This window comes from Pantoea wallisii, assembly GCF_002095485.1.
In the GTDB taxonomy this organism is placed as follows: Bacteria; Pseudomonadota; Gammaproteobacteria; order Enterobacterales; family Enterobacteriaceae; genus Pantoea; species Pantoea wallisii.
In genome coordinates, this window is sequence record NZ_MLFS01000001.1 from 35,284 (window position 1) to 58,180 (window position 22,897).

A 22,897-nucleotide genomic window follows, 5' to 3' on the forward strand; every position below is an offset into this window, starting at 1 on the left:
CATCCGTTAACCCTGGCGCTGACGCAGCAGACGTAACGCGTTCGCCGTCACCAGCGCCGTTGCGCCTGAATCCGCCAGCACCGCCAGCCACAGCCCGGTAAAGCCGAGCAGCGTGGTCACGAGGAAAATTGCCTTCAGGCCCAGCGCCAGCGCAATGTTCTGACGGATAATGGCGCGCGTGCGCCGCGCCAGCACCAGTATGCGGGGCAGAACCGTCAGGCGATTTTGCGTGAGCGCCGCGTCTGCGGCTTCCAGCGCGACATCGGTGCCGCTGCCCATGGCGATGCCGATCGTTGCCGCTTTCATTGCCGGCGCATCATTAATGCCGTCACCTACCATGGCCAGCGACTGCTGTTCACTCAGCTGGCGCACCGCCGTGACCTTATCGGCAGGTAACAAGCCGGCGCGATAATCGATACCCGCTTCGGCAGCAATCGCCGCGGCGGCTCGCGGGTTATCGCCGGTCAACATCAGGCTGTGAATACCCAGCGCGTTCAGCGCGTTCAGGGCACTGATTGCATCGTCACGCAGCGGATCCTGTAACGCCAGCACGCCCAGCGGCTGCTGATCTTCCAGCAGCACTACCACGGTTTTACCCTGGCTCTCCAGCTGCGAAATTATCTGCTGGCGGGAGTCGCTCAGCGTTGTGACCTCGCGCGGGGCCAGCAGCTGATACAGGACACCCTCGATCTGTGCGCGAATGCCGCTGCCGGCCAGCGTTTGCTGCTGCTGCGCCTGCGGCAGTGCCAGCTGACGCTGTTCAGCCTCTGTCACGATTGCCTGAGCCAGCGGATGGCTGGCGCCATACTCAACAGCGGCGGCCAGGCGGAGCAGCTGAGAGGGCGTCATGTCGTCAAAGGGCTGCACATCCGTTACCTGCGGCTTACCGGCGGTTAACGTACCGGTTTTATCAAAGGCGATAGCCTGAATGCGGCTGAGCCGCTCCAGTGCCGCGCCACCCTTAATCAGCGCGCCCTGGCGGGCTGCAGCGGCTAATCCGGAGGTGATGGCCGCAGGCGTCGAGATCACCAGTGCACACGGGCAGCCAATCAGCAGCAGCGTCAGCCCCTTATAGATCCACGGCAGCCATGCGCCCGCGCCCAGCAGCGGCGGCAGCACCATCACCAGCAGCGCCAGCAGCATGATCGCCGGGGTATAGAGGCGACTAAAGCGATCGATAAAGCGCTCAACCGGTGCGCGGTGGCTTTCCGCTTCCTCAATCAGCTGCAGGATACGGTCGATCGCGCTGTTGCCTGGCTGCGAGACCACTTTCAGCTGCACCAGCCGATCAACGCTGGTGGCGCCCGCCATCACGGTTTCGCCGGGCGCACGCGTAACCGGCAGCGACTCGCCGGTCAGAGCGCTCTCATCAAAGCTGGCGCGGCTATGCAGTAGCTCACCGTCAACGGGTAAGCGACCGCCGGCAGCGACCTCAATGACGTCGCCAGGCTGCACGTTGTCCAGAGCCACCTGTTCGCGCCGCCCGTGGGTAATGCGCATCGCGGTATCCGGCCGCAACGCCATCAGTGCCGTCACGCCGCGGCGTGCGCGCGTGGCCGCATAGGCCTCAAGCCGTTCGCCCAGCTGAAACAGCAGCAGCACCATCGCGGCTTCAGCATGCGCACCAATGATCAGCGCGCCGGCGGCGGCAATCGTCATCAGGGTTTCAATGCTGAACGGCGAGCCGCTGCGCAGCAATTTCCACGCGCTGCGTGCGACCGGTGCCAGACCCAGCAGCGTGGTGACAATAAACAGGCGATCGCCCCACAGGGGAGAAGCCTGGCTCAGCAGCCAGCTGGCCAGCATCATGAGTGCCAGCAGCAGCAGGCCTGCATTATCGCGCCAGCCGCGCGGCGGGGCGGGGACATCGGTTGCGGTGAGCGTGAAGCCGGCATTTTTTACTGCCTGCTCAATTGCTGGCCCAATGTTGCCCGTGGCTTCGACCAACAGTTTTTCACTGGCAAAGATGACGCGGGCGCGCTGTACCTGGGGCAGTTTTTGTACGGCGGTTTCGATTTTGCGTGCGCAGCTCGGGCAATCCATTCCGGCAATGTGCCAGCGGAGTGGGTGAGAAGCCGTCAGGGCCCTGTCGCTTTCGGTGTCATCGCCGCCCGGACTGCCTTCATCGCTGGCGCAGCAGTGGCAATCATCACCTGTGGCAACAGGTTGTAGAGCGGAGAGCGTGGCGGGAGCCGGTTTGACGCTGCGAATGGCGCACAGCGGCTGCGGTTTGCTGTGCGTTTTACCACAGCGGCAAGAGTGAGCGTGTTGATGCATGTGACCTCCGGATTCAGGCGCGGGTCGATGCCCGCGTCCTGCATGCTACACTCTGGAGTGGACTCCAGAGTCAAGCATCACGTGTCACGCTTTTCAGTAGAGCCACAGCGAGCGCACGATCATAAAGTGACCGGCAAAGTAACAGGCGGCGACAATGGCGCTATCGGCGCTGAAACGGCGGCGATAGTGGGTGATAAACCAGACAATATTGGCTAATAGCAGCAAACCGGCGCCGATCAGCAGTGAGAAGCTGTAGTCGGTAGGGCGGAAGAAGTAGTTCTCTGCTGCCATCCAGTTCATCACCAGCGTCATGCCTATCAGCGTACAGATCGGCCAGCGCAACTCCTCCAGCTTCGACCAGATCACCCCAATCACAATGACGCCGATAATCAGGAAGGTGAGCGGAATCGGCCAGAAGAAACTCATGGTCATGTGGGCAGCGAAGCTGATGGTATAAAGCAGATGGGACAGGAAAAATGCCCCCAGCGCATAGAGCATCTGCTGGCGCGGCAGCAGCGTCAGGGCATCGCCAACCAGCGTGGCGACCAGCCCGGCAAGGATCAGATAATCGGTGGTGTTAAGCGTCGGTGCCTGCCAGGCCCAGGCTACCAGCAAGAGCAGCGTAACGGGTTTGAACAACCAGCGCTGCCACTGCGGGCCGCGGTAGGAGGCGTCCACGTACAGCCAACCGGAAAAAAGGACTGCAAGGAAAGACCAAAGCATTTTTTCTCCCTTTTGCAGGCAATGCGCCCGCTTTGATGAATTTTCCCAAAATCGCGATCTCAGTTTAAGTTACCGCTGGCAAATGTGACAATCGGCTAACTCCGGATGTATGCTTTGTCGTCTTTATTTGTGCCACTTACCACGCAAAGTGCGAGAGAAAACATGAGCAAACCACCGCTAATCTTTTTTATCGTTCTGGCGATTATTGCCATCCTGGCGACCCGTCAGTTTATCAAGCAGCGCCGCGAAGCCGCGGTCAATGACGCCTCACCGGTGCGCTCAATGAGCGTGCAGGTAAAGACCAAACGTGAGTTTCCGGCACCCAATCGCCGTTCGCGTCAGCGGGAGGAAATTGTGGCGGAAGAGATGAAATATGAAGCCTGGTTCCATCCGCTGAACGGCGCGGGTGACTTTAAAGTGAACGTGAACGCCAGTGATTATCATCAGATGGATAAAGGCGTGAAGGGTGAGCTGAAGATGCAGGGCAGCCGGTTCGTCAGTTTTACGCCCGCGCAGTAACGCAGCGGACGTATGGCTGTGATTAGCTCTTCGGGTAGTGCTTTTTCTGCCATGCCAGCAGTTCAAAAACGCCAAAGAAGAAGATTTTTGCCTGGGTCGCCCCGCTCAGCTTTGGCGCCTCTTTCGGCTGCGTGGCACGCAGCAGCACCAGCTGCAAGCCATGCATAATCACCATAAAGAACAGCGCCACATGCACAAAATAGCGCAGCGGCGTGGGGAACGGATGCACCAGATTAAGCAGCAGAAATGCCCAGACGCACAGCATCAGTAAACGGCCCAGATTAAGCCACATCATGCTTCTCCTGTTGACGTTGATAGAGGCGATAAGCCACCTGGCCGGCAATCTTCTCGCGATACAGATTCCAGCTGGCGGGTGCCACTGGCGTGCCATGTTCCACTTCGCTCTCCACGTAGATCAGTGCCTCTTCAGCCAGCCAGCCGTTGTTCTCCAGCAGCGTCAGGGTTTCCAGCAGCAATCCTTTACGGAACGGCGGATCAACAAATACCACGTCAAACGGCTCGCCCGGTTGGCTGAGCCACTGCAGTGTATTGGTCTGCACCACGTTGCCTGTGGTGGCGCGCAGCGTATGCAGGTTTTGCGACAGCTGCTGCGCAACATTGCGCTCCAGCTCCAGCAAGGTCGCGGAGGCGGCATAGCGCGACAGCGCCTCAAGGCCCAGCGCGCCGCTGCCGGCAAAGCAATCCAGGCAGCGCGCCTGCTGGATATCAGCCGCCAGCCAGTTAAACAGGGTTTCGCGTACGCGATCGGTGGTGGGGCGCAGGCCGGCGCTATCCGGCACGGGCAGTTTGCGGCCGCGCCACTGTCCGCCAATGATACGGATCTGACCTGCTGCGCCGCTGTTGCGGGGGGATTTACTCATTTCGCTCACAACTCGTCATAATTTGTTGCGTAGTTTAACGGGCGTAGCAGGCAGAAGAAACGTTAAAAAAGGGTGCTGTGGTGCGCTGGCTGGAAAGTGTTAGACTACTGAGTTGGTATCGTGCGCGTAATTGCCTGATTTTTACGCCGCTCACGAGCTGAAAATTGAATTTTTTATCCCCTGGGAACAGCGTGCTACCGGGAATAAGCCATCGAGGAGTGTGGTCACACAATGGCAAAAGAGAAAAAACGCGGCTTTTTTTCCTGGCTAGGCTTTGGCAAAGAAGAACAGACACCGCAGCCGGCGGAAGAGCAAACGGCAGAAGAGCAGCTACAGGAGCAGCCAGCCGACGCCCCGGTTCAGGAGCCCGTTGCGGAAGAGAGCGCGTTAGCAAGCGCCGAAGCGCAGGCGGAAGAGACCGTTGCCGTCACGGCGCAGGTTGCAGAGCAGCAGGCTGAGCCAGAAGCAAAAGAAGCAGAGACCGCGCCGCAGGCTGATGTGGTGATCGGTGCGGTTGAAGAGGAGGTGCTGCCGGAAGAGGAGATTCAACCGGATGTCGCGCCGATCGAAGAGGAGCCGCAGGCAGAAGAGCTGATCATTGACGCGCCGGTGGAAGAGGCGATGGCGCCGGAAGCGGAAGAGGTGCCACTCAGCGATGAAGAGCTGGAAGCGCTGGCGCTGGCTGAAACCTACGTAGAGGATGCCGAAGAGGCCGCGCAGGCTGAAGATACCGTCAGCGATCTGCCGCTGGCCGCGGCGCCAATTATTGTGCAGGAGCAGGAGCGTCCGACTAAAGAGGGCTTCTTTGCCCGTCTGAAACGCAGCCTGGTCAAAACCCGTGCAAATCTCGGCTCCGGCTTTATCAGCCTGTTCCGGGGTAAAAAAATCGATGATGATCTCTTCGAAGAGTTAGAAGAGCAGCTGCTGATTGCGGATGTGGGCGTAGAGACAACCCGTCGCATTATCACCAGCCTGACACAACAGGCTAACCGCAAACAGCTTCGTGATGCTGAAGCGCTCTACGGTCTGCTGAAAGCCGAAATGGCAGGCATTCTGGAGAAGGTCGATCAGCCGCTGGATATCGAAGGCAAAACGCCGTTCGTGATTTTAATGGTTGGCGTTAACGGCGTAGGTAAAACTACCACCATCGGTAAGCTGGCGCGCCAGTATCAGGCGCAGGGCAAATCGGTGATGCTGGCGGCTGGCGACACCTTCCGTGCGGCGGCGGTTGAGCAGCTGCAGGTGTGGGGGCAGCGCAATAACATTCCGGTGGTAGCGCAGCACACCGGTGCCGATTCCGCTTCGGTCATCTTTGATGCTATTCAGGCTGCCAAATCGCGCAACGTCGACGTGCTGATTGCCGATACGGCCGGACGTTTGCAGAACAAAGCGCACCTGATGGAAGAGCTGAAGAAGATCACCCGCGTGATGAAAAAGCTGGACGAGAATGCGCCGCATGAAGTGATGCTAACGCTGGACGCCAGCACCGGGCAGAACGCCATCAGCCAGGCCAAACTCTTTAATGAGGCGGTCGGCCTGAGCGGCATTGCCCTGACCAAACTTGATGGCACCGCCAAAGGTGGCGTGATCTTCTCGATTGCCGATCAGTTTGGCATTCCGATTCGCTATATCGGTGTCGGGGAAGGCATCGAGGATTTACGGCCGTTTAAGGCCGAAGACTTTATTGAGGCACTGTTTGCCCGAGAGGAATGATTGGGATGATTCGCTTTGAAGAGGTCAGTAAGGCTTATCTGGGAGGACGCCAGGCGCTGCAGGGGGTGGATTTTCATCTGCGTCCCGGCGAAATGGCGTTCCTGACCGGCCACTCAGGCGCGGGAAAGAGTACGTTACTGAAGCTGATTTGTGGCATTGAGCGCCCGAGTGCCGGGCAGATCTGGTTCAGCGGCCATGATATTTCGCGACTGCGTCACAGCGAAGTGCCCTTTCTGCGCCGCCAGATTGGCATGATCTTCCAGGATCACCACTTGCTGATGGATCGCTCGGTATACGACAACGTGGCGATTCCGCTGATTATCTCTGGCGCCAGCGGCGAAGATATTCGTCGTCGCGTCTCGGCAGCGTTGGATAAAGTCGGCCTGCTCGACAAAGCGAAAAGCTACCCGATTCAGCTCTCCGGCGGTGAACAGCAGCGCGTCGGTATTGCCCGCGCGGTGGTGAACAAGCCGGCAGTACTGCTGGCGGATGAACCGACCGGTAACCTCGATAATGCGCTGTCGGAAGATATCCTGCGCCTGTTCGAGGAGTTTAATCGCGTTGGCGTCACGGTGCTGATGGCGACGCACGATATCGGGCTGATTTCACGGCGCAACTACCGCGTAATGACGCTTAATCAGGGACGTCTGCACGGAGGCCACGATGGTCAATAAACGCAACAAGCGTCCGGCTGCGCCAAAAGCCGCGAAGCAGCCCTCGAAGAGCAAAGCGCTAAAAGGCGGCTGGCAGGAGCAGTGGCGCTATGCGTGGCGCGGGACGCTGTCGGATATGTATCGTCAGCCCCTGGCAACGCTGCTGACGGTGATGGTCATCGCTATCTCGCTGACGCTGCCCAGCGTCTGTTATATGGTGTGGAAAAACGTCAGCCAGGCCGCCACGCAGTGGTATCCGGCACCGCAGCTGACGGTCTATCTGGACAAAGCACTGGATGATACCGCAGCAGAGAGCGTAACCGCCCAGCTGAAGCAGCTGGATGGCGTGGATAACGTCAATTATCTGACGCGTGAAGAGGCGCTGAACGAGTTCCGCAACTGGTCCGGGTTTGGTGGGGCGATGGATATGCTGGAGCAGAATCCTCTGCCGGCTGTGGCTATCATCACGCCAAAACTCAACTTCCAGAATTCAGATACCATGGCGAATCTGCGCGATCGCGTGGCGAAAGTGCAGGGCGTGCAGGAAGTGCGCATGGATGACAGCTGGTTTGCCCGCTTAGCCGCGTTGACCGGGCTGGTCGGCCAAATCGCCTCCATGATTGGCCTGCTGATGGTGGTAGCGGTGTTCCTGGTCATCGGCAACAGCGTGCGTCTCAGCATCTTTGCCCGTCGCGATACCATTAACGTACAGAAGTTAATTGGCGCCACCGATGGCTTTATTCTGCGCCCCTTCCTCTACGGTGGTGCACTGCTGGGCTTCAGCGGGGCCGTGCTGTCGCTGATCCTGTCTGAAGTACTGGTGCTGCGGCTGCAATCGGTCGTGGCGCAGGTGGCTTCCGTGTTCGGTACAACTTTTGCGCTGGAAGGCTTCTCATGGGATGAGGGATTACTGCTGCTGCTTGTCGCCGCCATTATTGGCTGGATTGCAGCATGGCTGGCAACGGTTCAACATTTACGTCGATTTACGCCGCAGTAACCACCAGCAACGTTTTTTTGGTATACTCTTCCTCTGCTGCCGACGACCTGGGAGCAGAGGAATTCTCCGATTTTCCCCGCCGTCATCTGTGTGTAAAATATTCACTGCTATAATTGAACTTGTGGATAACTTTGTCGTCCAAGTAGCACAGATTGCTTTTGGTTTTCCCGCGGCGTTGACATAATGTAACGTCTGCGCAGGGAAACGTGCAGCAAGTCCATTGAATTTGTGAGGGTTTGAATGACCAAAGAAATGCAAACTTTAGCGATTGCTCCTCTGGGCAACCTGGAATCATACGTCCGGGCTGCTAACCATTGGCCGGTCCTGACCGCCGAAGAGGAAAAAGCACTGGCTGAGAAGCTGCATTACCAGGGCGATCTGGATGCAGCCAAGACGCTGATCCTGTCTCACCTGCGCTTTGTTGTTCATATCGCGCGTAACTACTCCGGTTACGGCCTGCCGCAGGCGGACCTCATCCAGGAGGGTAACATTGGCCTGATGAAGGCGGTGCGCCGCTTTAACCCGGAAGTCGGGGTGCGTCTGGTCTCCTTTGCCGTGCACTGGATCAAAGCAGAGATTCACGAATACGTGCTGCGTAACTGGCGTATCGTGAAAGTTGCCACCACCAAAGCACAGCGCAAACTATTCTTTAACCTGCGTAAAACCAAGCAGCGTCTGGGCTGGTTCAATCAGGATGAAGTAGAGATGGTTGCGCGTGAGCTGGGCGTGAGCAGCAAAGATGTGCTGGAGATGGAGTCCCGCATGGCGGCGCAGGACATGACGTTTGATATGTCCTCTGACGATGATGCTGGCGAAGGCAAGCCGATGGCACCGGTGCTGTATCTGCAGGATAAAACGTCTGACTTTGCCGATGGCATTGAAGAGGACAACTGGGATGCGCATGCAGCCGATAAGCTGAGCGATGCCATGCTGAGTCTCGACGAGCGCAGCCAGCATATCATCCGTGCCCGCTGGCTGGATGATGACAACAAAACCACGCTGCAGGAGCTGGCCGATAAGTACGGCGTCTCCGCCGAGCGCGTGCGACAGCTGGAAAAGAACGCCATGAAGAAACTGCGTATGGCGATTGAAGCCTGATAAGCATCAGGAAGAGAGAGGGCGACCAGCGTGGTCGCCCTTTTTTATGCGCGTCATAAAGGCAGCTGGCAGGCCGGCTGCGTGAGGACCGCCATAAATGGCGCTCCTGGAGTTTGTGCGGCGGGTGGAACGGTTGCCATGAATAGCGACCCTACAAGGTTAATGCGGGCGCAGGGTGCGCATTGATGCGCACCGTCATCCGAACGCGGGAGACGTCTACCGCACCCAGCCATCGCTCTGCGCACGAAACCCACACGCCTGCATAAATGCGGCGCGTACGCTCTGATCGTTATTACCGTCATCAGCGATCCACCAGTGCGCCAGCGCGCTGTTCTGCGCAATGGTCTCTTCAAGCAAATACTGCCCGACACCGCGCCGGCGCGTTACATCCCGCACTTCCAGATGAGTAATCTTGCCCAGCGTGCCGCGAATCTCCAGCAGTAATCCCGCCAGCAGGCGATCGTTAAACCGCGCAGCATAGAGCCGGTTCGTTTCACTTAAGTTTGCTTCCAGCTGGCTAATATCCAGCTGTGACCACACTTTGGCTAAATCCAGTCGATCCTGCGGCGTTAACGTGCTGATACGCTGAATAGTGAGCTTCATAACCCTTACCTGTACTGGCTGAAAGGGCTTAGTGTAGCGAAAGTAGACAGTCAGAGCGCTGTCACTTTTTTGCGATGAAAAGAGGTCAAACAGCGGTCAGTTTGCCAGGATTGTGGAGTAAGCCCGCAATGATCGTTGAAAAAGCCAGCATAACGCGCTGGCAAGCTGGTGAAAATCCGGCTATAACAACCAGACGAATCTGCTGTGCAGGGCAACTAATACTGAATGTGTCAGTTGATTTACAGAAGAAAATTCCTGTTTAATAACCTGAAAAATAAAGTCTTCTTAACAATAAATGCCAGATAAGAGCGCTAACTCATTATTCTGAAATCAGTTTTCCTCTTTGACTGGCTGAAAATAAACCAAACACCACAGACACGACACAACAGATGGGGAAGTTCGCATGAAAATGAGTAAAGGACGCGCGTTACTGGCGGGTTGCGTAGCGCTGGCGATGAGCCATGCGGTACTGGCAAAAGATATCAAAATTGCGATTGTCGGTGCGGCGACCGGTCCGGTAGCGCAGTACGGTGATATGCAGTTCACCGGTGCAGCGCAGGCTATTAAAGACATCAACGCTAAAGGCGGCGTCAACGGCGACAAACTGGTTGGCGTTGAATATGACGATGCCTGTGACCCGAAACAGGCGGTTGCGGTCGCGAACAAAGTCGTGAACGATGGCATCAAATACGTTATTGGTCACCTGTGCTCCTCCTCTACTCAGCCTGCGTCAGACATCTATAACGACGAAGGCATTCTGATGATCACCCCGGCAGCGACAGCGCCAGAACTGACCGCGCGCGGCTACGCGGACGTTATGCGTACCACCGGTCTGGACTCCGATCAGGGCCCCACGGCGGCAACCTACATCCTGGAGCAGATCAAACCCAAGCGTATTGCTGTAGTGCATGACAAACAGCAGTATGGCCAGGGTCTGGCAGAGTCCGTGCAGAAAACCCTGAAAGCCAAAGGCGGCAATGTAGTGCTGTTTGAAGGTATCACCGCCGGCGATAAAGATTTCTCTACGCTGATTGCGCGCCTGAAGAAAGAGAACGTCGATTTCGTCTACTACGGGGGTTACTACCCGGAGCTGGGCCAGATTCTGCGCCAGGCGAAAACTGCCGGTCTGAACGCGGGCTTCATGGGCCCGGAAGGGGTGGGCAACGCCTCGCTGTCTAACATTGCCGGCGACGCGTCAGAAGGTCTGTATGTCACGCTGCCTAAGCGTTACGACCAGCTGCCAGAGAACAAAGCGATTGTTGATGCGATCAAAACCAATACCGCGTCGAATCGTAAAGATCCAACCGGACCGTTCGTCTGGACAACCTATGCCGCGATTCAGTCGCTGGTGGCCGGTATTGAACGCAGCAAGAGCGATGAGCCGGATGCGATTGCGAAGAACCTGAAAGAGGGTGCCGCGGTGCCAACCGTGATGGGCAACCTGAACTGGGACGAGAAGGGCGATCTGAAAGGTTTCGAGTTCGGCGTCTTTAAATGGCACAAAGACGGCTCCTCTACCGCAGTTAAGTAATGCCATAGCGTTCTCCTCCCGCATGCGGGCAGGGCACAAACTATCCCCCTCTCGCGTGCGGGAGGGGTAGGGAGAGAGAGCGGTACCGGACGTTCGGGCCGCTCTCTCTGACCCTGACCCTCCTCCACCGTGGATGAGGGAATTTATTTCGCTCCAGATCAGGTCCTCACTATGTCCGAGCAGTTTCTCTATTTCATTCAGCAGATGTTCAACGGGGTCACACTCGGGAGCACCTACGCGCTGATCGCCATCGGTTACACCATGGTTTACGGCATCATCGGCATGATCAACTTCGCCCACGGCGAGGTGTATATGATCGGCAGCTATGTCTCCTTTATTGTGATTGCCGCCCTGATGATGATGGGCATCGACACCTCGTGGCTAATGATCGCTGCCGGGTTCGTGATGGCAGTGATCATCTCCAGCGCCTATGGCTGGAGTATTGAGCGCGTGGCGTATAAGCCGGTGCGATCCTCCAAGCGTCTGATCGCGCTGATCTCGGCGATTGGTATGTCGATCTTTCTGCAAAACTACGTCAGCCTGACGCAGGGCTCGCGCGATCTGGCGCTGCCAAGTCTGATCACCGGCCAGTGGACGCTGGGTGAGAGCAACGGCTTTGCCGCCACGCTCACCACCATGCAGCTGGTTATCTGGGTGGTGACCTTCCTGGCGATGCTGGCGCTGACGCTGTTTATCCGTTACTCGCGCATGGGCCGTGCCTGCCGCGCCTGTGCCGAAGATCTGAAGATGGCCAGCCTGTTAGGGATTAACACCGACCGCGTGATTTCACTCACCTTCGTGATTGGCGCGGCGATGGCGGCGGTTGCGGGCGTGCTGCTCGGTCAGTTCTACGGCTCCATCAACCCGTTCATCGGCTTTATGGCTGGCATGAAGGCCTTCACCGCAGCGGTACTGGGCGGCATCGGTAGTATTCCGGGCGCGATGATTGGTGGCCTGGTACTCGGCATCGCGGAAGCGCTGACCTCAGCCTATCTCTCTACCGAATACAAAGACGTAGTGTCGTTTGCGCTGCTGATTGTGGTGCTGCTGGTGATGCCAACCGGCATCCTGGGCCGTCCGGAGGTGGAGAAAGTATGAAACGCCTCGGTCTGGTTAACGCCGTGGTCTCCACGGTAATGTTACTGGTGCTTGCCAGCTTCTTTATGGGCATGCGCCTCGATCTCGACGGCACCAAACTGGTGGTCGCCAATGCCGGCGCGGTGCGCTGGAACTGGATTTTCATCGGCTGTGCCGTGGTATTTGTCTTCCAGCTGCTGCGTCCGCTGTTCCAAAATACGCTGAAGCGCAGCGGTAAAGGTCTGGTCCTGCCGGGCTTTGATGGCTCCACGCCGAAGCAAAAACTGCTGATGCTGCTGGTTATCGTGGCCGCCGTCGCCTGGCCGTTCGTTGTCTCACGCGGTAGCGTGGATATTGCCACCTTAACGCTGATTTATGTGATGCTCGGTCTCGGCCTTAATGTAGTTGTTGGTCTCTCCGGCCTGCTGGTGCTTGGCTACGGCGGCTTCTATGCCATCGGGGCCTACACCTTTGCGCTGCTGAATCACTACTATGGTTTCGGCTTCTGGGAGAGCCTGCCGCTGGCGGGGATAGTCGCCGGTGCCTTTGGTCTGCTGCTGGGTTTCCCGGTGCTGCGTCTGCGCGGTGACTATCTGGCGATTGTGACGCTCGGTTTTGGTGAGATCGTGCGTATTCTTCTGCTGAACAGCACCTCTATTACCGGCGGTCCGAACGGCATTGCACAGATCCCCAAACCCAGCCTGTTTGGTATTGAGTTTGGCCGGCGCGTCAGCGAAGGCGGCTGGACCACCTTTCACGACCTCACGGGGCTGGCGTATAACCCGAACCATCGCGTGATCTTCCTCTATCTGGTGGCGCTGCTGCTGGTGGTGCTGACGCTGTTCGTCATTAACCGTCTGCTGCGCATGCCGCTGGGACGCGCGTGGGAAGCCCTGCGTGAAGATGAGATCGCCTGTCGCTCGCTGGGTCTGAGCCCGACGCGCATCAAACTCACCGCGTTTACCATCAGCGCCGTGTTTGCCGGCTTCGCCGGTACGCTGTTTGCCGCACGCCAGGGGTTTGTCAGCCCGGAATCCTTCACCTTTGTGGAGTCGGCATTTGTGCTGGCGATTGTGGTGCTGGGCGGCATGGGCTCGCAGCTGGCGGTGATCCTCGCGGCGGTGCTGCTGGTGGTATCGCGTGAGCTGATGCGTGATCTGAATGAGTACAGCATGCTGGTACTGGGTGGTTTAATGGTGCTGATGATGATCTGGCGTCCGCAGGGGCTGCTGCCGATGAAGCGTCCGCATCTGAAATTGAAGCAGGCGAAACAAGGAGAGCAGGCATGAGTCAGCCTTTATTAGCCGTAGAGGGCCTGATGATGCGCTTCGGCGGCCTGCTGGCCGTGAACAACGTAGCGCTGGAGCTGCATCCGCAGGAGATCGTCTCACTGATCGGCCCGAACGGGGCTGGCAAAACCACGGTGTTCAACTGCCTGACCGGCTTCTACAAGCCCACCGGTGGCAGCATCCGGCTGCGCGATCAGCAGCTTCAGGGACTGCCGGGGCAGAAAATTGCGCGCATGGGCATCGTACGTACCTTCCAGCACGTGCGCCTGTTCCGTGAGATGACGGTGATTGAAAATCTGCTGGTAGCCCAGCATCAGCACCTGAAAAGCGGCGTATTCTCCGGCCTGTTCAAAACCCCGGCGTTCCGTCGCGGTGAGAGTGAAGCGCTGGATCGTGCCGCCACCTGGCTGGAGCGGATCGGTCTGCTGGAGCTGGCCAACCGTCAGGCCGGCAACCTCGCTTACGGCCAGCAGCGCCGGCTGGAGATCGCGCGCTGTATGGTTACGCGCCCGGAGATTCTGATGCTCGACGAACCCGCTGCCGGCCTCAACCCGCGTGAAACCCACGAGCTGGATGAGCTGATTGCGGAGCTGCGCGGCGAGCATAAAGTTACGGTGCTGCTGATTGAGCACGATATGAAGCTGGTGATGGGCATCTCCGACCGCATCTATGTGGTCAACCAGGGCACGCCGCTGGCGAACGGCACGCCGGAAGAGGTGCGTAACAACCCGGATGTGATCCGTGCTTATTTAGGTGAGGCGTAAGATGGCGAACCCGATTTTAACGTTGCAGGGAGTCAGCGCCCACTACGGTCCGATTCAGGCACTGCACAACATCAATCTGCATATCAATCAGGGTGAGATCGTCACGCTGATTGGGGCCAACGGCGCGGGGAAAACCACGCTGCTCGGCACGCTGTGTGGCGAACCGCGCGCCACCAGCGGCACCATCACTTTTGATGGCAAGATCATTACAGACTGGCAGACCGCAAAGATCATGCGCGAAGCGATTGCGATCGTGCCGGAAGGGCGCCGCGTGTTTTCGCGCATGACGGTGGAAGAGAACCTGGCAATGGGCGGCTTTTTCGCCACGCGTCAGCAGTATCAGGAGCGTATCGAGCGCGTTTACCACCTGTTTCCCCGGCTGGCCGAGCGTAAGCTGCAGCGCGCCGGCACCATGTCCGGTGGTGAGCAGCAGATGCTGGCGATTGGCCGTGCGCTGATGAGCCAGCCGCGTCTGCTGCTGCTGGATGAGCCGTCACTGGGGCTAGCGCCGATCATTATTCAGCAGATTTTCGATACCATCGAGCAGCTGCGTAAAGAGGGCATGACTATCTTCCTCGTGGAGCAGAACGCCAACCAGGCATTGAAGCTGGCCGATCGTGGCTACGTGCTGGAGAACGGGCATGTGGTGCTGGAGGATAGCGGGGAAGCGTTACTTTCCAACGAAGCGGTACGCAGCGCTTACTTAGGCGCGTGACCTGGCTTACTTGTCAGATTGCGGTTGGGCAGTGCCCGCAATCTGACTGCGCCGCCGACGGCCATCAACTCAGGTGCGGAATAACGAATCATTCCGCGCCACCCTATAATCCACTACCGCTACGCTTGCCTGTCACGATGCTGTCATAAACCTGTTATTTTTCCGTCATTTCCCCGTGTCATGTTACTTCGCGAACAAAATATGCGTGATTTCGCGCGCGTCTAACAGCACAGGAAAACTTTATGTCCGCTTTTACGCTTCGTCCCCGCCTGATAAGTCTCTTGCTCGGTCTGGCGCTCAGCGGTAATGCGCTGGCTGCTACTGAGATCCCTTTCTGGCACTCCATGGAAGGTGAGTTAGGCAAAGAGGTCGACTCTCTGGCACAGCGCTTCAACCAGGCGCATCCGGATTACAAAATCGTTCCGACTTATAAAGGCAACTACGAGCAGAGCCTGGCCGCAGGGATTGCCGCGGTGCGGAGCGGCAAAGCGCCGGCGATTCTGCAGGTGTACGAAGTGGGCACGGCCACCATGATGGCCTCGAAAGCCATTGTTCCTGTGCATGAGGTCTTTAAAGACGCGGGCGTGCAGATGGACCCGAAACAGTTTGTGCCGGCCGTGGCGGGCTACTACAGCGACAGCAACGGCCAGCTGATCTCCCAGCCCTTCAACAGCTCCACGCCAGTGCTCTACTACAACAAAGACGCCTTTAAAAAAGCGGGCCTGAACCCGGATGAGCCGCCGAAAACCTGGCAGGCGCTGGCAAAAGACGCCGAAGCGCTACGTAAAGCGGGCCTGACCTGTGGTTACGCCAGCGGCTGGCAGGGCTGGATTCAGATTGAGAACTTCAGCGCCTGGCATGCACTGCCGGTGGCCACTAAAAACAACGGCTTTGATGGCACCGATGCGGTGCTGGAATTTAATAAGCCGGTGCAGGTGCGCCATATCCAGATGCTGGAAGAGATGAACAAGAAGGGCGATTTCACCTACTTCGGCCGTAAAGATGAGTCGACCGCGAAGTTCTACAACGGTGACTGCGGCATTACCACTGCCTCTTCCGGCTCACTGGCGGATATCAAGCACTACGCGAAGTTCAACTTCGGCGTAGGCATGATGCCGTACGATGAAACCGTACCCAACGCGCCGCAGAACGCCATTATCGGCGGTGCCAGCCTGTGGGTGATGAAAGGCAAAGATGCCAGCACCTACAAAGGCGCAGCGGAGTTTATGAAGTTCCTCGCCCAGCCGGAAATCGCTGCGGAGTGGCACCAGAAAACCGGCTACCTGCCGATCACTACCGCCGCTTATGAGCTGACCAAACAGCAGGGCTTCTATGATAAGAACCCGGGCGCGGATATCGCTACGCGCCAGATGCTGAACAAAGATCCGCTGCCGTTCACCAAAGGGATGCGCCTCGGCAACATGCCGCAGATTCGTACCATCGTAGACGAAGAGCTGGAGGGCGTATGGACCGGCAAACAGGCGCCTCAGGCTGCGCTGGATAACGCCGTTAAACGCGGTAATGAACTGCTGCGTCGCTTTGAGCAGCAGGTGAAGTAATTCCGTTGTTCCGGGATGGGCGCGCGGCGTCCGTCCCGACTCTTTTCTGGCGAGTCTGCTATGTCCTCATCATCACGACCGGTTTTCCGCTCCCGCTTTTTGCCCTATCTGCTGGTGGCGCCGCAGCTGATCATCACGGCGATCTTTTTCCTGTGGCCAGCCGCAGAAGCGCTGTGGTATTCGCTGCAGAGCATTGACCCCTTTGGTATCTCCAGCACCTTTGTCGGTCTGGAGAACTTTAAACGTCTGTTCAGCGACGACTACTATCTGGCATCGTTCTGGACCACTCTTGTGTTCAGCGCCCTGGTCACGGTGTGCGGCATGACCTTTTCACTGCTGCTGGCGGCGCTGGTGGATTACGTTATCCGCCTGAAGAAGCTCTATCAAACGCTGCTGCTGCTGCCGTATGCGGTCGCGCCAGTGGTGGCCGCGGTGCTGTGGATGTTCCTGTTTAACCCCGGTCTTGGCCTGTTCAGCCACCTGCTGAACCAGATGGGCTATAACTGGAACTACGCGCAAAACAGCGGTCAGGCGATGTTTCTGATCGTGCTGGCGTCCATCTGGCAGCAGATGAGTTACAACTTCCTGTTCTTCTTTGCTGCACTGCAATCCATCCCTAAATCACTGGTGGAAGCGGCGGCGATTGACGGCGCCGGGCCGGTACGCCGCTTCTTTAATCTGTCACTGCCGCTGATTACGCCGGTGAGCTTCTTCCTGCTGGTAGTCAATCTGGTGTACGCCTTCTTTGATACCTTCCCGGTGATCGATGCGGCCACCGGCGGCGGTCCGGTGCAGGCGACCACGACGTTAATCTATAAAATCTATCGCGAAGGCTTTACCGGGCTGGATCTCTCCTCCTCTGCCGCGCAGTCGGTCGTGCTGATGCTGCTGGTGATTGGCCTGACTATTCTGCAGTTCCGCTTTGTCGAGCGTAAGGTGCAATACCAATGATTGAGAATCGACGCGGGCTGGATATCTTCAGCCATACCCTGTTGGCGCTGGGCGTGCTGACTATTCTGTTCCCGCTGTATGTGGCGTTTGTCGCGGCCACGCTGGATAACGACGCGGTCTATCAGGTGCCGATGACGCTGGTGCCGGGCAGTCACCTGTGGGAGAACGTCTCCCGCATCTGGACACAGGGCGTCAACGGCAGCGCCGCCTTTGGCATGATGATGCTCAACAGCCTGATCATGGCGCTGGGTATTACTATCGGCAAAATTGCGGTCTCCATGCTCTCGGCGTTCGCGCTGGTGTGGTTCCGCTTTCCGCTGCGCACGCTGTTCTTCTGGCTGATATTTATCACCCTGATGCTGCCGGTAGAGGTGCGTATCTTCCCGACGGTTGAGGTGATCTCAACGCTACACATGCTTGACAGCTACAGCGGATTAACCCTGCCGCTGATGGCGTCCGCCACCGCGACATTCCTGTTCCGCCAGTTCTTTATGTCGCTGCCGGATGAGCTGATCGAAGCGGCCCGCATTGATGGCGCCAGCCCGATGCGCTTTTTTTGGGATATCGTGTTGCCGCTGTCAAAAACCAACCTTGCGGCCCTGTTTGTTATCACCTTTATCTACGGCTGGAACCAGTATCTGTGGCCGCTGCTGATCATCAACGACGCCACGCTGAGTACGGCAGTCGCCGGGGTAAAAAGCATGATCAACACCAGCGGCGGGCCCACGCAGTGGAACGAAGTGATGGCGGCAATGTTATTAACCCTGATTCCACCGGTTGTGGTGGTGCTTGTGATGCAGCGTGCCTTTGTACGCGGCCTGGTGGAGAGTGAGAAATAGATGGCAGGCGTAACCTTACAGACCGTCACCAAATCGTACGACGGCAAAAATCAGATCATCCAGCCGCTGAATATCACCATTAACGACGGCGAATTTATGGTGATGGTGGGGCCTTCCGGCTGCGGTAAATCAACGCTGCTGCGCATGGTGGCCGGGCTGGAGCGCGTCTCCTCGGGCGATATCTATATCGACGACCAGCGCGTAACCGACATGGAGCCCAAAGATCGCGGCATCGCATGGTGTTCCAGAACTACGCGCTCTATCCGCATATGACCGTGGGTGAAAACATGGCCTATGGCCTGAAAATTCGCGGCATGGGCAAACAGCAGATCGAGCAGCGCGTGATGGAAGCGGCGCGCAGTCTGGAGCTGGATCACCTGCTGCATCGTCGCCCGCGTGAGCTCTCTGGCGGCCAGCGTCAGCGTGTGGCAATGGGGCGCGCCATCGTACGGGAGCCCGCCGTGTTCCTGTTTGATGAGCCCTTGTCGAACCTGGATGCGCGCCTGCGCGTACAGATGCGCCTGGAGCTGCAGCAGCTGCACCGTCGTCTGCAAACCACCAGCCTGTATGTCACGCACGATCAGGTTGAAGCGATGACGCTGGCGCAGCGCGTGATGGTGATGAACAAAGGCGTGGTTGAGCAGGTGGGCACGCCGGTTGAGGTATACGAGCGTCCGGCCAGCCAGTTTGTTGCTTCGTTTATCGGTGCACCGGCGATGAACCTGCTGTCGGGGCAGATCAACAGTGACGGCACGCGCTTTACGCTGGACGCGCTTAACAGCCTGCCACTGGGTGAGAGCAAAGCCAAATGGGCGAACCGCCCGCTGACGCTGGGCATCCGTCCGGAGCATATTCAGATCAGCAGTCGTGCGGCCGGCGGTATTCCGCTGGTGGTGGATACGCTGGAAATTCTGGGGGCGGATAACCTTGCTCACGGCCATATTGGCAACGCGCGGCTGGTGGTGCGTTTACCGCACAGCGAACGTCCGCAGGCGGGCAGCAGCTTATGGCTGCAACTGCCGCCAGATGCGTTACACTTCTTCGATTCTACCCATGGAAAGCGTCTGGAATGAGTCAATATAACTGGCCGTATCCGCACATTGTCGCGCATCGCGGCGGCGGCAAACTGGCCCCGGAAAACACCCTCGCAGCAATCGATGTTGGTGCAGAGTATGGTCACACGATGATCGAGTTTGATGCCAAACTCTCGCAGGATCGGCAGATTTTCCTGCTGCACGATGACACGCTGGATCGCACCAGTAATGGCTGGGGCGTGGCGGGTGAGTTACCCTGGGAGAAGCTGGCACAGCTGGATGCCGGCAGCTGGTTCAGTCGTGAGTTCAACGGCGAGCCGCTGGCGCTGCTGAGTGATGTCGCCGCACGCTGCCGTCAGCATCAGCTGATGGCCAATATTGAGATCAAACCCACCACCGGCAAAGCGGTGGAAACCGGACGCGACGTGGCGCTGGCCGCGCGTGAACTGTGGCAGGGACAGACGGCGCCGCTGCTGTCGTCGTTCTCCTGCGAGGCGCTGGAAGCGGCCATGCAGGCGGCACGGAGCTGCCGCGCGGTTTACTGCTGGATGAGTGGCACGATGACTGGCAGGCGCTGACTTCGGCGCTGGCGTGCGTCTCCATTCACCTTAACTATCGTCTGCTGGATGCGCACCGTACCGCGCAACTTAAGGCGGCCGGGTTACGTATTCTGGTTTATACCGTGAACCAGCCCGCGCGGGCGCGCGAGCTGCTGAGCTGGGGCGTTGACGCCATCTGTACCGATCGCATCGATATCATCGGCCCCGACTTCCGTTAATTCCCGCTCTGAGAACCGTTCTGCTGGCCCGGCTGCGACTGAATCACGCGCTCCCGGGCACTGTCGCGCCGCTCCTGCAGTTTACGCTGCAACTCCTGATTCTGCTGCTGCTGATCCTGACGCAGTTTTTGCTGCTGCTGTTGCTGCTGCGTACGCATCTGCGACTGCATGCGCTGCTGGCTCGGGTTGTAACCCGGCTGGTTAGGTTGATTAGTGTTGTTCAGCATATTCGCCATGCTGCTTAACGGCAGCAGGGCGGCAATCACGATGAGCCATTTTTTCATGGTAATCCTCCATCAAGGCGGCTTGCTGTGTGAGGGGGCTGCCAACGGGCAGCACTCGCCGCAATCATAAGTCTATGCGATATCACAAACTGCATAACCAGGAGTGCACCTAATTTGGCTTAACTGCTATCTTTTTTGTGCGTTTGCAAACACTTGCATCAATCAATAACAAATGTAAACAACTGAAAGGGTGGGGACAGGATGAGGATACAGAGCGGCATGCGTCAGCTTGGCTGGGCGCTGTTGATGAGTTTTACCGTGGTGCAGGGCGCGCAGGCGGCACCCGCCAGTGCGCCGCCGGTATCGTACGGCGTGGACAGCGACACCTTTCACCCGGTGAAAGCGCAGCACGGCATGGTGGCTTCGGTGGATGCGATGGCCACGCAGGTGGGTGTCGATATCCTCAAACAGGGCGGTAACGCTGTCGATGCAGCCATTGCGGTCGGTTTTGCGCTGGCGGTGACGCATCCGCAGGCCGGTAACCTCGGCGGCGGGGGCTTTATGCTACTGCGCACGGCATCAGGCCGCGCGACGGCAATCGACTTCCGCGAGATGGCACCGGCGCGCGCCTCACGCGATATGTTCCTCGACAAGCAGGGCAATGCGGACAGTAAGTTATCACTCACTTCTCATCTGGCCTCCGGTACGCCGGGCACGGTGGCGGGCTTTGCGCTGGCGGCGCAGAAGTACGGCACGCTCCCGCTCAGTACGCTGCTGGCGCCGGCCATCAAACTGGCGCGCGAGGGCATTATCGTGAACGATGCGCTGGCTGACGATCTCGCCACGTATGGTAAAGAGAACATTATTAATCACGCCAATAGCCGCGCGATTTTCTACAAAGCCGACGGGCAGCCTTACCAGAAGGGCGATCGTCTGGTGCAGAAAAATCTTGCGCACAGTCTGCAGCTGATTGCGCAGCAGGGGCCGGATGCGTTTTATAAAGGCACCATTGCCGATGAGATTGCCGGCGAGATGGCGCAGCACGGCGGGCTGATTGGCAAGCCGGATCTGGCCGCCTATCGTGCGGTGGAGCGCAAGCCGGTCAGCGGCACTTATCGCGGCTATGAGGTGTTCTCTATGCCGCCGCCGTCATCGGGCGGTATTCACATCGTGCAGATCCTCAATATCCTGGAAAACTTTGATCTGGCGAAGTGGGGCTTCGGCAGTGCCGATGCGATCCAGGTGATGGCCGAGGCGGAGAAATATGCCTATGCCGACCGCTCGGAGTATCTGGGTGACCCGGATTTCGTGAAGGTGCCACAGCAGGCGCTGACCAGCAAAGCCTATGCGAAGACGCTGGCACAGCAGATTGACGTCAATAAAGCGCGTCCGTCGGCGGAGATCAAGCCAGGCAAACTTGAACCCTATGAGAGCAATCAGACCACGCACTTCTCGGTGGTGGATAAAGAGGGCAATGCGGTCGCCGTCACCTATACGCTGAATACCTATTTTGGCAGCGGTATCGTGGCCGGTAACAGCGGCATTCTGATGAATAATGAGATGGATGACTTCTCTGCCAAGCCGGGCACACCGAATGTGTACGGTCTGGTCGGTGGTGAGGCCAATGCGGTGCAGCCAGCCAAGCGCCCGCTCTCCTCTATGTCACCGACGATTGTGGCGAAAGACGGCAAAACCTGGCTGGTGACCGGCAGTCCGGGCGGCAGCCGCATTATCACTACCGTGCTGCAGATGGTGGTGAACAGCATCGATTTTGGCATGAACGTGGCGGAAGCCACCAATGCACCACGTTTCCACCATCAGTGGCTGCCGGATCAGCTGCGCGTTGAGAAGGGGTTCAGCCCGGATACGCTGCGTCTGCTGGAGGCGAAAGGTCAGCATGTGAAAGTGCTGCCGGCGATGGGCAGCACGCAGAGCATTATGATCGGCCCGGATGGCATGCGTTACGGTGCATCCGATCCACGCTCGGTGGATGATCTAAGCGCAGGATATTGATGTGATGGCGGCCTGTGGGCCGCCAGAGCCTGCATCTGTTTAATCGTAGTGGTGGCCTACAGGGCCGCCAAAATCGCGCACGCTGCTAACCTTTCACGCGCGCCATGTAGTGCGCATCAATCCGCTCACCATTACGCACGGCGAAACGCTTTGCGGTCCCTTCAATCTCAAAACCAAACTGCCGATACAGGCCAATCGCCTTTTCATTATCGGTAAATACCGTGAGCTCAACGCGCGTGACCTGCAGCCAGTTGTCGCACAGGTCCACCATTGCCGCCATGAGCGCTTTGCCTGCGCCGCGCCGGTGGAAGGCAGGATCAACGCCCATGCCGATCGTTGCCGCATGACGGCGCCGCGCTGTGCTTTGCACCTCCAGCGTTAGCTGCCCGGCAACCCGATCGTCAATGCACGCCACCAGCATAACCATGCCTGGCCGCATGTTATTGAGCCGCTCCTGCCAGAGCGCAGGCGACTGGTACGGCAGATGCAGTGTCCCCGCCTGGGTCTCTTCCTGGCTATACACATGGGTTAGCGCGGCCGCATCGGCGGGCGTAGCGTGGCGAATGACGATCTGACTCATGAGCGACTCCTTGTGCTGAGAGGATAAAATCCCTTTTAACATCAAGGAATTCTCCCAATGCGTCAATGAAAAATAGATC

The 22,897-nt window shown here is 58.1% G+C and carries 21 protein-coding genes and 2 pseudogenes; 16 read left to right on the forward strand and 7 right to left on the reverse strand.

Features of this window, described 5'->3' with window-relative positions; translation table 11 throughout:
* Window positions 1–6: 6 nt before the first annotated feature.
* The gene (locus tag HA48_RS00130; protein WP_128599226.1) at window positions 7–2,277 is read right to left on the reverse strand and encodes a zinc/cadmium/mercury/lead-transporting ATPase; all 2,271 of its coding nucleotides are present in this window, start codon (window positions 2,275–2,277) and stop codon (window positions 7–9) included.
* 93 nt (window positions 2,278–2,370) lie between these two features.
* Entirely contained in the window at window positions 2,371–3,000 is a 630-nt protein-coding gene (locus HA48_RS00135; protein ID WP_128599227.1) for a lysoplasmalogenase, read from the reverse strand.
* A gap of 162 nt (window positions 3,001–3,162) precedes the next feature.
* Here HA48_RS00135 and HA48_RS00140 point away from each other — a divergent pair, with 162 nt between their 5' ends.
* The gene (locus HA48_RS00140) at window positions 3,163–3,519 is read left to right on the forward strand and encodes a DUF2500 domain-containing protein (RefSeq protein ID WP_128599228.1); all 357 of its coding nucleotides are present in this window, start codon (window positions 3,163–3,165) and stop codon (window positions 3,517–3,519) included.
* 22 nt (window positions 3,520–3,541) lie between these two features.
* On the opposite strand, the gene HA48_RS00145 is transcribed toward HA48_RS00140, so the two are convergent.
* Together HA48_RS00145 and rsmD are read right to left on the reverse strand one after the other, a co-directional pair.
* Window positions 3,542–3,811 (reverse strand): DUF1145 family protein, encoded by a 270-nt coding sequence (locus HA48_RS00145; protein WP_128599318.1) that lies wholly within the window; start codon window positions 3,809–3,811, stop codon window positions 3,542–3,544.
* Window positions 3,801–4,400: a 16S rRNA (guanine(966)-N(2))-methyltransferase gene (gene rsmD / locus HA48_RS00150; protein WP_128599229.1), complete on the reverse strand. Its 600-nt coding sequence runs from the start codon at window positions 4,398–4,400 to the stop codon at window positions 3,801–3,803. Before rsmD ends, HA48_RS00145 begins: the two co-directional genes overlap by 11 nt.
* 231 nt (window positions 4,401–4,631) lie before the next feature.
* Between rsmD and ftsY the strand changes: the two genes are divergently transcribed.
* The 4 genes from ftsY to rpoH all read left to right on the forward strand — a co-directional run bounded on the left by ftsY (window position 4,632) and on the right by rpoH (window position 8,861).
* Window positions 4,632–6,113 (forward strand): signal recognition particle-docking protein FtsY, encoded by a 1,482-nt coding sequence (gene ftsY, locus HA48_RS00155; RefSeq protein ID WP_128599230.1) that lies wholly within the window; start codon window positions 4,632–4,634, stop codon window positions 6,111–6,113.
* A 5-nt stretch (window positions 6,114–6,118) separates the two neighbouring features.
* A complete protein-coding gene (ftsE, locus tag HA48_RS00160) occupies window positions 6,119–6,787 on the forward strand; it encodes a cell division ATP-binding protein FtsE (protein ID WP_128599231.1) in 669 nt (222 codons plus the stop codon).
* Window positions 6,777–7,763 carry a permease-like cell division protein FtsX gene (ftsX, locus tag HA48_RS00165; RefSeq protein ID WP_128599232.1) on the forward strand — a complete coding sequence of 329 codons (987 nt, stop codon included), beginning with the start codon at window positions 6,777–6,779 and terminating at the stop codon, window positions 7,761–7,763. Before ftsE ends, ftsX begins: the two co-directional genes overlap by 11 nt.
* A gap of 240 nt (window positions 7,764–8,003) precedes the next feature.
* Complete coding sequence (gene rpoH, locus HA48_RS00170; protein WP_128599233.1) at window positions 8,004–8,861, forward strand: RNA polymerase sigma factor RpoH; 858 nt, start codon at window positions 8,004–8,006, stop codon at window positions 8,859–8,861.
* 216 nt (window positions 8,862–9,077) lie between these two features.
* Here the strand turns inward: rpoH and panM are convergent, their stop codons facing one another.
* Window positions 9,078–9,464, reverse strand: a complete 387-nt coding sequence (gene panM, locus HA48_RS00175; protein WP_128599234.1) for an aspartate 1-decarboxylase autocleavage activator PanM — start codon at window positions 9,462–9,464, stop codon at window positions 9,078–9,080.
* Window positions 9,465–9,867: 403 nt separating this feature from the next.
* Here panM and HA48_RS00180 point away from each other — a divergent pair, with 403 nt between their 5' ends.
* The 10 genes and pseudogenes from HA48_RS00180 to ugpQ all read left to right on the forward strand — a co-directional run bounded on the left by HA48_RS00180 (window position 9,868) and on the right by ugpQ (window position 20,001).
* A complete protein-coding gene (locus HA48_RS00180) occupies window positions 9,868–10,995 on the forward strand; it encodes a branched-chain amino acid ABC transporter substrate-binding protein (protein WP_128599235.1) in 1,128 nt (375 codons plus the stop codon).
* A gap of 171 nt (window positions 10,996–11,166) precedes the next feature.
* Window positions 11,167–12,093: a high-affinity branched-chain amino acid ABC transporter permease LivH gene (gene livH, locus HA48_RS00185; RefSeq protein WP_010615899.1), complete on the forward strand. Its 927-nt coding sequence runs from the start codon at window positions 11,167–11,169 to the stop codon at window positions 12,091–12,093.
* Window positions 12,090–13,361, forward strand: coding sequence for a high-affinity branched-chain amino acid ABC transporter permease LivM (locus tag HA48_RS00190; protein ID WP_128599236.1), 1,272 nt, complete (start codon window positions 12,090–12,092; stop codon window positions 13,359–13,361). The genes livH and HA48_RS00190 overlap by 4 nt, the downstream gene beginning before the upstream one ends.
* Window positions 13,358–14,125, forward strand: coding sequence for a high-affinity branched-chain amino acid ABC transporter ATP-binding protein LivG (gene livG / locus HA48_RS00195; protein ID WP_128599237.1), 768 nt, complete (start codon window positions 13,358–13,360; stop codon window positions 14,123–14,125). Before HA48_RS00190 ends, livG begins: the two co-directional genes overlap by 4 nt.
* A 1-nt stretch (window position 14,126) precedes the next feature.
* Window positions 14,127–14,840, forward strand: coding sequence for a high-affinity branched-chain amino acid ABC transporter ATP-binding protein LivF (livF, locus tag HA48_RS00200; protein WP_128599238.1), 714 nt, complete (start codon window positions 14,127–14,129; stop codon window positions 14,838–14,840).
* A 242-nt stretch (window positions 14,841–15,082) separates the two neighbouring features.
* The gene (ugpB, locus tag HA48_RS00205; protein ID WP_128599239.1) at window positions 15,083–16,399 is read left to right on the forward strand and encodes a sn-glycerol-3-phosphate ABC transporter substrate-binding protein UgpB; all 1,317 of its coding nucleotides are present in this window, start codon (window positions 15,083–15,085) and stop codon (window positions 16,397–16,399) included.
* A gap of 60 nt (window positions 16,400–16,459) precedes the next feature.
* The gene (gene ugpA, locus HA48_RS00210) at window positions 16,460–17,350 is read left to right on the forward strand and encodes a sn-glycerol-3-phosphate ABC transporter permease UgpA (RefSeq protein ID WP_128599240.1); all 891 of its coding nucleotides are present in this window, start codon (window positions 16,460–16,462) and stop codon (window positions 17,348–17,350) included.
* On the forward strand, window positions 17,347–18,189 hold the full coding sequence (ugpE, locus tag HA48_RS00215) for a sn-glycerol-3-phosphate ABC transporter permease UgpE (RefSeq protein ID WP_128599241.1): 843 nt from the start codon (window positions 17,347–17,349) through the stop codon (window positions 18,187–18,189). The genes ugpA and ugpE overlap by 4 nt, the downstream gene beginning before the upstream one ends.
* Window positions 18,190–18,291: 102 nt before the next feature.
* Window positions 18,292–19,262: pseudogene (gene ugpC / locus HA48_RS00220) on the forward strand (sn-glycerol-3-phosphate ABC transporter ATP-binding protein UgpC).
* Window positions 19,259–20,001, forward strand: a pseudogene (gene ugpQ, locus HA48_RS00225) (glycerophosphodiester phosphodiesterase). Before ugpC ends, ugpQ begins: the two co-directional pseudogenes overlap by 4 nt.
* Here the strand turns inward: ugpQ and HA48_RS00230 are convergent.
* Entirely contained in the window at window positions 19,998–20,285 is a 288-nt protein-coding gene (locus HA48_RS00230) for a DUF2756 domain-containing protein (protein WP_128599242.1), read from the reverse strand. The pseudogene ugpQ and the gene HA48_RS00230 overlap by 4 nt on opposite strands.
* A gap of 201 nt (window positions 20,286–20,486) precedes the next feature.
* Here HA48_RS00230 and ggt point away from each other — a divergent pair, with 201 nt between their 5' ends.
* A complete protein-coding gene (gene ggt / locus HA48_RS00235; protein WP_128599243.1) occupies window positions 20,487–22,238 on the forward strand; it encodes a gamma-glutamyltransferase in 1,752 nt (583 codons plus the stop codon).
* Between the two features lie 85 nt (window positions 22,239–22,323).
* On the opposite strand, the gene HA48_RS00240 is transcribed toward ggt, so the two are convergent.
* Window positions 22,324–22,818, reverse strand: a complete 495-nt coding sequence (locus HA48_RS00240; RefSeq protein WP_128599244.1) for a GNAT family N-acetyltransferase — start codon at window positions 22,816–22,818, stop codon at window positions 22,324–22,326.
* Window positions 22,819–22,897: the final 79 nt, after the last annotated feature.

Coding starts and splice junctions, on each gene's coding strand:
- HA48_RS00130 (WP_128599226.1), bottom strand. CDS start 2,277: ATGCATCAACACGCTCACTCTTGCCGCTGTGGTAAAACGCACAGCAAA.
- HA48_RS00135 (WP_128599227.1), bottom strand. CDS start 3,000: ATGCTTTGGTCTTTCCTTGCAGTCCTTTTTTCCGGTTGGCTGTACGTG.
- HA48_RS00140 (WP_128599228.1), top strand. CDS start 3,163: ATGAGCAAACCACCGCTAATCTTTTTTATCGTTCTGGCGATTATTGCC.
- HA48_RS00145 (WP_128599318.1), bottom strand. CDS start 3,811: ATGTGGCTTAATCTGGGCCGTTTACTGATGCTGTGCGTCTGGGCATTT.
- rsmD (WP_128599229.1), bottom strand. CDS start 4,400: ATGAGTAAATCCCCCCGCAACAGCGGCGCAGCAGGTCAGATCCGTATC.
- ftsY (WP_128599230.1), top strand. CDS start 4,632: ATGGCAAAAGAGAAAAAACGCGGCTTTTTTTCCTGGCTAGGCTTTGGC.
- ftsE (WP_128599231.1), top strand. CDS start 6,119: ATGATTCGCTTTGAAGAGGTCAGTAAGGCTTATCTGGGAGGACGCCAG.
- ftsX (WP_128599232.1), top strand. CDS start 6,777: ATGGTCAATAAACGCAACAAGCGTCCGGCTGCGCCAAAAGCCGCGAAG.
- rpoH (WP_128599233.1), top strand. CDS start 8,004: ATGACCAAAGAAATGCAAACTTTAGCGATTGCTCCTCTGGGCAACCTG.
- panM (WP_128599234.1), bottom strand. CDS start 9,464: ATGAAGCTCACTATTCAGCGTATCAGCACGTTAACGCCGCAGGATCGA.
- HA48_RS00180 (WP_128599235.1), top strand. CDS start 9,868: ATGAAAATGAGTAAAGGACGCGCGTTACTGGCGGGTTGCGTAGCGCTG.
- livH (WP_010615899.1), top strand. CDS start 11,167: ATGTCCGAGCAGTTTCTCTATTTCATTCAGCAGATGTTCAACGGGGTC.
- HA48_RS00190 (WP_128599236.1), top strand. CDS start 12,090: ATGAAACGCCTCGGTCTGGTTAACGCCGTGGTCTCCACGGTAATGTTA.
- livG (WP_128599237.1), top strand. CDS start 13,358: ATGAGTCAGCCTTTATTAGCCGTAGAGGGCCTGATGATGCGCTTCGGC.
- livF (WP_128599238.1), top strand. CDS start 14,127: ATGGCGAACCCGATTTTAACGTTGCAGGGAGTCAGCGCCCACTACGGT.
- ugpB (WP_128599239.1), top strand. CDS start 15,083: ATGTCCGCTTTTACGCTTCGTCCCCGCCTGATAAGTCTCTTGCTCGGT.
- ugpA (WP_128599240.1), top strand. CDS start 16,460: ATGTCCTCATCATCACGACCGGTTTTCCGCTCCCGCTTTTTGCCCTAT.
- ugpE (WP_128599241.1), top strand. CDS start 17,347: ATGATTGAGAATCGACGCGGGCTGGATATCTTCAGCCATACCCTGTTG.
- HA48_RS00230 (WP_128599242.1), bottom strand. CDS start 20,285: ATGAAAAAATGGCTCATCGTGATTGCCGCCCTGCTGCCGTTAAGCAGC.
- ggt (WP_128599243.1), top strand. CDS start 20,487: ATGAGGATACAGAGCGGCATGCGTCAGCTTGGCTGGGCGCTGTTGATG.
- HA48_RS00240 (WP_128599244.1), bottom strand. CDS start 22,818: ATGAGTCAGATCGTCATTCGCCACGCTACGCCCGCCGATGCGGCCGCG.